Below are 2,562 nucleotides of genomic sequence, written 5' to 3' on the forward strand. Positions count from 1 at the left end.
GTTCGGCGCTCCGACGGCATACACCACCGCATGATGGTGGGCCAACAGTTCGGAGTGGGACACATCCGATCCCACCTCGACGTTGAGGTAGAAGGTGAATCCAGACGATCGGCTCACTTCGTCGAAAAGCCGTGTGACCCGCTTGGTGTTCTGATGGTCGGGTGCGACGCCGGCCCGCACCAGCCCATAGGGCGTCGGGAGCCGTTCGAAGACGTTGACCCGTACGCCTGACTGGGTTAACAGTTCGTCGGCGGCATACATCGCCGCCGGGCCAGAGCCAACAATCGCCACCGTCAATGGATCCGACTCGCGTGCATCGACTTTCGGCGCGTCGATGACCGTCGCCAGCTTAGACGTCGGCGGGACCCTCTCGCCTGCGGGCCGATCCGGGTAGAACGCCGCGTTGAGGGAGACAAACGGCAATTGTTCAGGCCGCAGCTTTGCCTGCGGCGCTATCGCCCCGACCGGGCAGGCAGAGACACATGCGCCGCAGTCGACACACGAGACCGGATCGATGTACAACATCTCAGCGGTGGCGAAACCGGGTTCGTCCGGCGACGGATGAATACAGTTGACCGGGCAGGCGTACACACAGGAGGCGTCGCTACAGCACGACTGGGTGATCACATGGGGCATGACGCCGCTCCTACGCTACGGCGGACACGTGCTGGCGCTGCGGCTCGCTACGGTAGCGACTCGGCTTGCCATCGATCTTGCAGATCCGCCAAACGATCTTGGCGAGCGGATTGATCAGTCCCGTGTCGTGGCACAGCATCCGGACGTCACCGAACATGTCACGTAGCATTTGCCGCGACTCCGGCGAATTGAAGAAGACCTCCTTGCGCACCGAGCGCGGAATATCGAATTCCTTCCAGAACTCCCGCGGCGGAACCATGATCGCCGAACACAGCACGCGCATCATCACCGGCACAAACATCGACAACAAGAACCGCTTCCCCCGCGACAAATGCGGCACCCGCTTACGCAGGTACTCATGCGCGAACGAGATGTGCCGCGCCTCTTCAGCCACATGGATCGCCATCACCCGCTCCATGATCGGGTGCAGCTGTTTACCCTCACGCAGAACATTCTTCTGCGTATGATCGATGGGCTCTTCACCGGCGAGAATGCCGAACCAGAACGGTATCGGCAACGGACCCGCCATCAACGGGACCACCGGTTGGGACCACCTCAGCAACCGAGGCATCCCGGGCACGTCGACCCCGATGCGGTTCACCATCTCCTGGAACATCATGGTGTGGTTACACTCTTCGGCGGCCTCATGCAGGCAGTAGCGGTACTCGGGCGACCCGTTGGGCGTCCAGAACGCGTAGTCCATCAGGCCGCGGATCAGGACCAACTCGAAGTGCAGGCCGACCTTGGCAACGTTGGCCTGACGCCACATACCGATCTCGATCTGGCGCTCGACCGATTGCGCTTGATACCACGGGTGACGTCCGAGCGGATCGGTCCCCGGAAGGATCCAGCGCTCGTCATTGGGTGTCACCGCGAACTCGGGTGCATCCCAATCGATATCGATATAGGGGTTAAAATGCCGTCGCACTGACCCCTCAGACAGTGTGTTGAGCATGTCGGTGTACACGGTGTCGTCGAGCACATCCATATTGCTACGCCAACGATTGATGATGCCGGTTCTAGCCATAAGAAGCCTCCTCTGAGGTTGATATTTTCTACGGCTTTTATACGTACACGGTACCGCAGGTATCGGATATCGGAAATGCCCCGGTCGTGCGATGACCGAAACCGCCCCGACCAGGGCCGCGCGATAGGGAGCGGTTGCTGGCAAGACGGCTAACCAGCAAGACGCAAAGACGGCATGACGGCCTGGGCACGCGGAGCGTCGGACGGTGATGAAATCATCGAATTGTGCACATGTCAGAACAGACCGGGCGGGCGGGCGGTGTCGTCGTGCGCCGGTTGCCCCCGTGTCGCTTCGGCGGGCTCATTTTCCACCGGAACCGACACCTCCCTCAGGACAGTTCTTACCGCTGACAGCTGATCTTGACGGCTGATGGTGACCAGGTGATCGTAGGGGCCGCTCAACCGGCTACGACGCCGTCCTGGCCGAGCTAGATCGCCAAATCGGCCAACCACCGGCCGTCAAGCACCAAGTCCGGCTTTTGTTGGTGCACGAAGGCGGCAGCGAGGGGCTCTCGCTCTGGCACGGCGGCCCACACATTTCGTGTTCTCCGGCCCACTGGGACGACGGGCAAGACGACCCTCGGCCGCATCCTCGCAGCGGATGGGGGTCAATAGTGCTGCGCCTCGTGATCTACGGTCTATGCATGGTGGCAGCAGCTGTGAGATACGTGCCAGCCCGAGTCGCGCATACTGCTTTACAACGACCACGTACGCCGGGCGAGCTCGTCAATACACTTCGCACCGGGTCGCCGGCCAGGCGGCTACGGTATTCAACCGTCCTCGTCACTGGCTCTTCGTCGGGCATCGGCGCTGCGGCAGCTGAAGAGTTCGCCCGTCGTGGAGCCCACGTCTGGATGGTGGCGCGGCGTGCGCACAGCCTAGACGAGCTCGTCACGCGTA

3 protein-coding genes are annotated in these 2,562 nt (G+C 61.8%); 1 reads left to right on the plus strand and 2 read right to left on the minus strand.

Features of this window, described 5'->3' with window-relative positions; all coding sequences use genetic code 11:
- Together ACJMNC_RS18120 and ACJMNC_RS18125 are read right to left on the minus strand one after the other, a co-directional pair.
- Positions 1-636 (minus strand): 4Fe-4S binding protein (locus ACJMNC_RS18120; RefSeq protein WP_408949341.1); only part of this gene is annotated, 636 nt, incomplete at its 3' end.
- Positions 637-646: 10 nt separating this feature from the next.
- Entirely contained in the window at positions 647-1,663 is a 1,017-nt protein-coding gene (locus ACJMNC_RS18125) for a diiron oxygenase (protein ID WP_161896579.1), read from the minus strand.
- A 643-nt stretch (positions 1,664-2,306) separates the two neighbouring features.
- On the opposite strand from ACJMNC_RS18125, the gene ACJMNC_RS18130 reads away from it, so the two are divergent.
- Positions 2,307-2,562, plus strand: a 256-nt coding sequence (locus ACJMNC_RS18130; protein WP_408949343.1) for an SDR family NAD(P)-dependent oxidoreductase, incomplete at its 3' end; no start/stop codon positions are given.

The sequence above is a fragment of the Gordonia sp. VNK21 genome, from assembly GCF_046098115.1.
In the GTDB taxonomy this organism is placed as follows: domain Bacteria; phylum Actinomycetota; class Actinomycetes; order Mycobacteriales; family Mycobacteriaceae; genus Gordonia.

Excerpts from the sequence above, each read along its gene's own strand:
- ACJMNC_RS18125 (WP_161896579.1), bottom strand. The coding sequence starts at position 1,663 with ATGGCTAGAACCGGCATCATCAATCGTTGGCGTAGCAATATGGATGTG.